Annotated in this window: 7 protein-coding genes; 4 read left to right on the top strand and 3 right to left on the bottom strand. The window is 45.4% G+C overall.

Annotated elements, in window-relative coordinates:
• From HMPREF1152_RS10055 to HMPREF1152_RS04780, 3 genes are all read right to left on the bottom strand, one after another.
• Window positions 1-104: IS1/IS1595 family N-terminal zinc-binding domain-containing protein (locus HMPREF1152_RS10055; protein WP_156791964.1), on the bottom strand; the 104-nt coding region annotated here is incomplete at its 3' end.
• A 208-nt stretch (window positions 105-312) separates the two neighbouring features.
• Window positions 313-1,107 (bottom strand): 4-hydroxy-tetrahydrodipicolinate reductase, encoded by a 795-nt coding sequence (gene dapB / locus HMPREF1152_RS04785; protein ID WP_009644042.1) that lies wholly within the window; start codon window positions 1,105-1,107, stop codon window positions 313-315.
• 69 nt (window positions 1,108-1,176) lie between these two features.
• Complete coding sequence (locus HMPREF1152_RS04780) at window positions 1,177-1,668, bottom strand: deoxycytidylate deaminase (RefSeq protein WP_009644039.1); 492 nt, start codon at window positions 1,666-1,668, stop codon at window positions 1,177-1,179.
• A 145-nt stretch (window positions 1,669-1,813) separates the two neighbouring features.
• Between HMPREF1152_RS04780 and HMPREF1152_RS04775 the strand changes: the two genes are divergently transcribed.
• The 4 genes from HMPREF1152_RS04775 to tnpA form a co-directional block, all read left to right on the top strand.
• Window positions 1,814-3,676, top strand: a complete 1,863-nt coding sequence (locus tag HMPREF1152_RS04775) for a DUF2207 domain-containing protein (RefSeq protein WP_009644038.1) — start codon at window positions 1,814-1,816, stop codon at window positions 3,674-3,676.
• A gap of 30 nt (window positions 3,677-3,706) precedes the next feature.
• On the top strand, window positions 3,707-5,590 hold the full coding sequence (gene typA, locus HMPREF1152_RS04770; RefSeq protein ID WP_009644040.1) for a translational GTPase TypA: 1,884 nt from the start codon (window positions 3,707-3,709) through the stop codon (window positions 5,588-5,590).
• A 78-nt stretch (window positions 5,591-5,668) separates the two neighbouring features.
• Entirely contained in the window at window positions 5,669-6,727 is a 1,059-nt protein-coding gene (gene buk / locus HMPREF1152_RS04765; protein ID WP_009644036.1) for a butyrate kinase, read from the top strand.
• A 226-nt stretch (window positions 6,728-6,953) separates the two neighbouring features.
• On the top strand, window positions 6,954-7,194 hold a 241-nt coding region (tnpA, locus tag HMPREF1152_RS04760; protein WP_009644041.1), incomplete at its 3' end, for an IS200/IS605 family transposase.

Below are 7,194 nucleotides of genomic sequence, written 5' to 3'. Positions count from 1 at the left end.
AATGATGACTTGCACTCAGGGCAAAACCATCTCTGCGTACCTGAACTATTCTTTCCATGTCTGATACATTTGGCTCCACAATATGGACAATTAACGCTCTTCATTCGGTATCCTCCCGATAATTCATTCTCAGAAAGATATAACGCCAATACATGTTGAAATTTCAACTGTTAACAAGCATTCTAAACACGTTTTTTGTCCACCCTCTATCTTCTTTCAAAAAAGATAAAACCGCTATAGCCATTGAAATTTCAATGGCTATAGCGGTTTTGTAACACGTTTTTTGTCCTATAAGCCTCTTTTTCTTATTACCTACAGTCCAAAACAATCCTGTACCGTGTATGAACCGACTGACTGCTTGCCGAGGAATACCGCGCAGTCGACAGCGCCGGCAGCAAAGCACTTGAAGCTTTGTGAATGATGTGTAATCTCGAGTCGCTCGCCCGGACCTACAAAGTAAGTAGTGTGGCTGCTCGAAATATCTCCACCTCTGATGGAGTGAAAAGCAATCTCCCCGTGCCTACGAGGGCATCTGCCTTCGCGTCCATATCTATCTACGTCGTGTAAAGCTTTTCCTCGCGCAGCTGCGACTATTTCGCCGATTTCCTTTGCGGTTCCGCTTGGTGAATCAAGCTTGGTGTTGTCATGCATGTCAAGAATCTCAATATCGACATCTCCGGCGAGCTTCGTGGCATCCTCGATTAGCTTATACATTACATTTACAAGCCTCGATGTGTTTGCTGCGAGCATAACAGGGATAACCTTGCCGGCTTCTTCAAATGTTGAACGCTGTTCTGCGTTGAATCCCGTAGTGCCGCAGATCAGCGCCTTTTTGTGTCTTACCGCTGCCTCGAGTGTGACCATAGCCTGCTCAACGGTTGCAAAATCAATGATAACATCGCACTTATCGATAAGCTCTTCTACGTCGGAAACAACCGGTACTCCGAGTGATCTGCCTATCATAGCGACTTCTCCGAGATCCGTGCCAATGTAATCTCTGCCTGAAGGCGCAACACCTCCGACTAGAGTTATGTCTTCGCGTTCAGCTGCAATACCTGTGATGAGACGCCCCATCTTGCCGCGAGGGCCGACCACTAGAAGCTTCATAACAATACCTCCTCATAATTCTGAATAAGCCATAATATACTTAATATAATATTGCATATAATACTGTCGTTATCGATCCGGGTTGCTTTCAAAACTGAGTACCAGAGTTTTCTCCCTGGGCTTCAGCTTGCGCATTTTGACGCCTGCCATCGAAAGGAGCCGCTTAGAAGCGAGAGTGGATTTTTCGTTTGCGTATTTGTCGTCCAAATACACGACTTCACGTATACCCGATTGAATAATTGCCTTGGCACATTCATTGCAAGGGAAGAGCCCGACGTATATGGTCGCATCTCTCAGCGATTTTCCGCCGGAATTCAAGATAGCGTTGAGTTCAGCATGCACAACATAAGGATATTTTGTATCTTCGCCGGTTCTTGCCCATGGCAGTTCGTCATCAGAGCAACCGAGCGGGAAGCCGTTATACCCCGTCGAGAGGATGACGTGATTGGAATCTACTATGCACGCTCCAACCTGCGTATTAGGATCCTTGCTGCGCTTTGCTGCCAGCAGGGAGACCCCCATGAAATATTCGTCCCACGAAATGTAATCTTGTCTCTTCATATTGCTACCTCATTAATGTAGTATCTATTCTGTATTTTATACTAAGGCATATGCTGCCGCAAGCGTCCGATAGTGTTTAAGCGTTTGAATTTAGACCCCCTATAAGGTATAATATTCAGAAGTATTGCCTAGAAGGAGGCGTATGATGACGAGCAGCAGTAAAGCACTGTCAAATACATATAAATACTTACTCAGAATGGTTTTTATCATGGTAATTTTGAGCGTTGGCTTGGGTGTATTCCGAGCCAATGCTTTTGGTGCGATAAATGATACCAGTTACGAGATTATTAATTATGATTTCAAAGCTGTAGTTAAGAAGAATCACGTATACGAGGTAACAAAAAAAGTTACAGTCAATATTCCAAATAATCTATCCGAGCTCAAGTTCGATATTCCTACCGGAAACTATATGGTCGGCAAGGCAAATGTTAAGGGCACGGATTTTGAGCTGCGCAAGGATGGGAATAAATATAACATCATCATCAAGGATAAGACTAAGCTCAAGAAGGGAAAGCACACCTACGATATCACCTATGTTGTGAGAGAGTATGCTGATAAGAACAAAAATTACGACCTGTTTTACCTGAATGCACTATCATCTGATTGGGAAGTACCAATTCAGAACTACAAATTCACGCTGGTTCTGCCTGATGATTTTCCTCGTGATGACCTTCAATACTATGCCGGGCAGTTTGGGTCACAGGATGTATCCAACAAGACCTCATATACGGTTGATGATAACGTCATCACAATGACAGGCTCACTGATTCCGGCGGACTTCGGTATCACATTTAAGGCGGAGCTCCCCGACGGGTATTGGAAGAAACCGCTTAACAACGAATGGACCATCGGGCTCGGAGGTCTGCTGTTCGTGGGTGCAGGGACACTGATACTGATTCTGTGGCTGATTGGCGGCAGAGACTCAAGGTTCAAGCGGAAATTTATCGCACAGCCGATAAGCGGAATATCGACAGCTGATATCGCTTACATATTTAATGGTCAGCTGACTATCAGAGACATAGTTCCGCTGCTGGTTAGACTCGGCATAAATGGAAATCTCAAGATAGTTGAGTATGCACCTAAAAAATACAAGCTTGTCAAACTTGCTGCGCCTTCAATCGACGAGGATAGGTACATCCGAGGCATTTATTCTGAATTATTTGAAGATGTATATGAGGGTAGGGCGATTGAGATGGAAGATCTGGGTAAGCACCTCAAGAGAATCCTTTATGACGTAGAGACGAGTGTTTCCAGCGGGTATAACTCTAAGGGCATGCGGGCAAGTACCAGACTTTCGTTGGTCTTCAGGTGGCTGGGTATTTTGGCTATGTCGTTAACTGTAGCGTCTGTGCCGATATTAACCAGTATGTATGTGTACGAAGAAGATATTTTGTACGGTATTCCGATTGCGTTTTTCGCTTTTTCAGTCCTTGTTCTCAACATGATTGCAAGGCGATTTGACCTCAGGTATGATATGGACTGGACGCACTTTAAGGTATCTATAGGTATGTATTCATCTCTGTATGCTGCTGAGCTCATATATGCCGGTTACATGATATACAGCTGCAACAAGTCGGTTTTCATTCCAATTCTGATTCTCGTCTCGGGGGTATTTGGAGCGATTCTGATTTGCCTCATGCCGGCGAGAGCCCGCGAGAATGCTCGCCTGGCAAATAGAATGATGGGTATGCGAAACTTTATCGAGGAGTCGGAGCCGCGTGATGTAGCGGTGCTCCAGAGGCGCAATCCGGGATATTTCTATGAGATGCTTCCATACGCTATACAGTTCTCACAGTACGAAATATGGGCACAGAAGTTCAGAAGCATCGATGTCGAAGCACCTTCTTGGTTTGAAGGCCTTGCAGAAGGTCACACTGTTAACGTAAATATCTCAAAGGACGATCTCGAGAATTTAGCAAGGGAGCTTCATAGATTTGAAAGAACTATTGAAAGCGTATACAACGTGATGAACCGCAGACAGAGGATTTTCCTCGGTGCGGGAAGATAGATATGGCAAAGCCGGTTGGAAGGGATAATAATGGGAGATAAAGAGAAGATAATTAACATTGCAGTTATTGCGCACGTCGATGCAGGGAAGTCTACGCTGGTTGACGCGCTGCTTGCACAGTCTCATGTATTTCGTGAGAATGAAGAGGTTGTGGATTGCGTGATGGATAGCGATGCTATAGAGAGAGAGCGTGGCATTACTATTTATTCCAAGAATTGCTCAATCATGTATAAGGATTATAAGATTAACATCGTAGATACACCCGGACATGCCGATTTCAGCTCTGAGGTTGAGCGCATTATGAAGACTGTGGATACAGTTATTCTGCTTGTAGATTCGAGCGAAGGGCCAATGCCTCAGACTAGATTTGTACTGAATAAGTCGTTGGAACAGGGGCTCAATCCAATCCTGTTCATCAATAAGATTGATAAAAGAGACGCTAGAATCAATGAGGTTGTAGACGAGGTATATGAACTGTTTATGGATCTCGAGGCTAATGACGATCAGCTGGATTTTCCAATCATGTACGGAATCGCAAGACAGGGAATCGCTGTTAGCGATCCAAGTGAGGTTGCGGACATCATGGTTGATGATGGAACCATCAAGATTAAGAAGAGTCCTAAGGGGTACGGAGACCTCAATATTGAGCCGCTGCTGGACAAGATTGTGGAGCACTGCAATCCATATCCGGATCTGAGAGAAGAACCCCTCCAGTTCCAAATATCCTCGCTCGCTTATGACGATTACATAGGCAGGCTTGGAATCGGAAGGATAACCAGAGGCAAGCTCAAGGCGGCTCAGCAGGTTGCGGTTATGAAGAACGAAGAGGAATCCTACAACGCCAAGGTCAATCAGGTGTTCGTATATCGCGGCCTGCAGAGAATGGCTGTAGATGAGGCTGAGTGCGGCGATATTGTAGTTGTATCCGGTATTCCGGACATCTCCATCGGGGAGACCATCTGTGATCCCGCTCATCCTGAGTCTCTTGGAAATATCAGTATTGAGGAACCTACACTTTCGATGAACTTCATGGTCAACTCATCTCCATTTGCCGGCAAGGTGGGCAAGTTTGTCACAAGCAGGCATATCAAGGAGAGACTGGAGAAGGAGCTTGAGGTAAATGTTGGACTGGTTGTCGAGCCGACCGACTCGACAGATTCATTCAAGGTGTCAGGTAGAGGAGAACTCCATCTGTCAATTCTGATTGAGAATATGCGCCGTGAGGGTTACGAGCTTGCCGTATCCAAGCCGGAAGTTGTAATCAAGCGAGGCGCAAACGGAGAGGTTCTGGAGCCTGTTGAAGAGGTTGTAGTAAGCGTTCCTGACGAGCATTCAGGCTCTGTGATTTCCAAGCTCAATATACGCAAGGGAATGATGAAGCAGATGATGAGTGAAGGAAATGGTTACTCCAGGATCGAATATGCAGTTCCCACTCGTGGACTGATGGGTTATAGAAGCGAATTTATCAACGATACGCACGGCGAAGGGACTATGGTTAGACGTTTTGATGGATTTGAGCCTTGGAAGGGTGAGATTCCGGAACGTACTAATGGAGTTGCAGTAGCTCAGGAAGAAGGAAACTGTACTCCATATGCAATCTTCAACATTCAGGAGCGTGTTCAGATGTTTGTCGAGCCCGGAACTCATGTGTATGAAGGTATGATAGTGGGTATGAACTCCAGAGGTGACGACATGGTAGTCAACCCATGCAAGGCCAAGAGAGTTTCCAATATGCGTGCTGCCGGCAGTGATGACACAATCAAGCTGACACCGCAAAGAACATTTACACTCGAAGAAGCGCTTGAATTCATCAACGGCGATGAGCTGGTTGAAGTAACCCCTGAAGATATAAGACTTCGCAAGAAGCTTCTCAGAGAGATTGACAGACGTAAGGCTGGCAATAGAAATAAGTAGTCATGTTATCACGTTCATAAGTATTTATACTAAGGACATGATTAAAATATTGAGGTAACGAAAGGAGAAATTGGTAACATGAAGATTCTTGTAATCAACCCTGGTGCAACATCGACTAAGATTGCTGTATACGAAAACGACCAGGAGCTGATGCGCGTTGGTATTGACCACGATGCTGCTGAGATGGATAAGTATGCAAATATCGTAGATCAGATGCCATTCCGTCGCGATGTAATTATGAAGACCCTTGAGGAAAAGGGCTACAAGCTCGAAGATTTCGACGCAATCTGCGGACGCGGTGGCCTGTTCAAGCACATTCCTTCCGGAACATACATCGTCAACGATGCAGTTATCAGAGACATTAAGAACCCACCTTACGGTGAGCACGCAGCTAACCTTGGAGCATATATATCCAAGGAGCTCGCAGACAAAGTAGGTATTCCGGCGTTCTTTGTAGACCCTGTTTGCGTAGATGAGCTCGAGGACGTTGCCAGATATTCCGGGCTCAAGGGCATGGAGAGACAGAGCTTCTTCCACGCGCTCAACCAGAAGTCAGTTGCTAGAAAGGCAGCAAAGGAAATCGGTAAGGCATATGAGGACCTGAACCTCATAGTTGTTCACCTCGGCGGAGGAGTGTCCGTTGCAGCTCACAAAAAGGGCAAAGTTGTAGATGTATTCAACGTTAAGGACGACGGTTCGATGGGTATGGATAGAGGCGGTGCACTGCCTGCAAATGCTCTCGTCAACCTGTGCTTCTCCGGCAAGACAAAGTCTGAGGTTAAGAAGATTATCGGTCACGAGGCCGGCGTGTTCTCATACACAGGAACTAAGGATTTCCGTACAGTCGAGAACAAGGCTTTTGATGAGGGTGATGAGGTATGCATGGGAGCATTTCGAGCGATTGCATACCAGCTGTCAAAGGATATCGGTGCTATGGCAGCGGTGCTGCACTTTGATGTAGATGCAATTGTATATACTGGTGGAATGGCTTACAGCGACAGATTCTGCGAGGAGATTACATCTTACGTAGGCAAGGTTGCTCCGGTTCTGAGATTCCCGGGTGAGGAAGAGATGAAGTCTCTCGCTGACGGAGCTCTGAGAGCACTCGAAACTAAGGAATACAAGATTTACGAGTAATAACGTAAACAATACAAAATACACAAACGGGACTGCAGCGATCTGCAGTCCCGTTTGTCGTTGGTTCTGCTTTAGCAGAGGATTCGCCGAGCGATAGCGAGGTGAATCAATAAACCACCGGCTATGCCGATGTGATTAGGATAGCTTTAGCTTCAAGAAAAATACCTCCAATGTTATCATGATGTTGGTTCGCCAACCATATCAAATAACAAAGGAGGTTGCCATCATGGATGACAAAAATACTCTAGCACACACAAGCTGGAGATGTAAATATCATATAGTATTTGCACCGAAGTATAGAAGAAAAGAAACATATGGGAAGTACCGAGTGGAAATAGGAAAGATGATAAGAATCCTATGCCAAAGAAAAGGTATCAACATTGTTGAGGCAGAGCTATGCCCTGACCATATACATATGCTTGTAGAAATACCGCCAAAGTATTCTGTGTCGCAAATAGTCGGATATT

The sequence above is a fragment of the Mogibacterium sp. CM50 genome, from assembly GCF_000293155.1.
Taxonomy (GTDB): domain Bacteria; phylum Bacillota; class Clostridia; order Peptostreptococcales; family Anaerovoracaceae; genus Mogibacterium; species Mogibacterium timidum.
Note: the sequence above shows the minus strand (reverse complement) of the source record. Positions and strands in the feature narration are given on the sequence as shown.